This window comes from Cohnella boryungensis (assembly GCF_042651945.1).
Classification (GTDB): domain Bacteria; phylum Bacillota; class Bacilli; order Paenibacillales; family Paenibacillaceae; genus Cohnella; species Cohnella boryungensis.
Genome location: NZ_JBHSED010000047.1, coordinates 1,856 through 2,324 on the forward strand (window position 1 = coordinate 1,856; position 469 = coordinate 2,324).

Genomic DNA, 469 nt, shown 5'->3' on the forward strand with positions numbered 1-469 from the left:
CATGGCGGACAAGCAGGCGGTTATCGAGCTGCGCACCGACCGTGGCGTCTATACGCTGCCTGCGCAGGAGGTCATCGCTCAGTTGAGCGGCGGAACGAAGCTGGAAGAAGTCAAGGTACAGGTGGTCGTTTCCGAGGCATTGTCGCAGACGAGCGCATTGCTGGAGCGCGCGGCGGAGAAGGGACGGTTCAAGGTGGCCGAGGCGCCGCTTGAATTCACCGTAAGGGTCCAGTCCGGCGACCGGACGACTGAGATCGCCCGATTCAACGGCTATGTTGCGCGGTCGCTGACTATTCCTGAAGGCACAGGGGCCATTACGACCGGAATCGTGCTGGAAGCGGACGGCAGCATCCGGCATGTGCCGACGAAGATCGTCGTGCGCGACGGACGGTACTACGCCACGATCAACAGCTTGACCAACAGCACGTACGCGCTCGTGCGGCACGAGAAGACGTTCGCCGATATCGGC

At 62.3% G+C, this 469-nt stretch carries 1 pseudogene; it reads left to right on the forward strand.

What is annotated here, in order from left to right:
- Window positions 1–469 (forward strand): annotated as a pseudogene (locus ACFO1S_RS21565) (S-layer homology domain-containing protein); the annotation flags it as partial.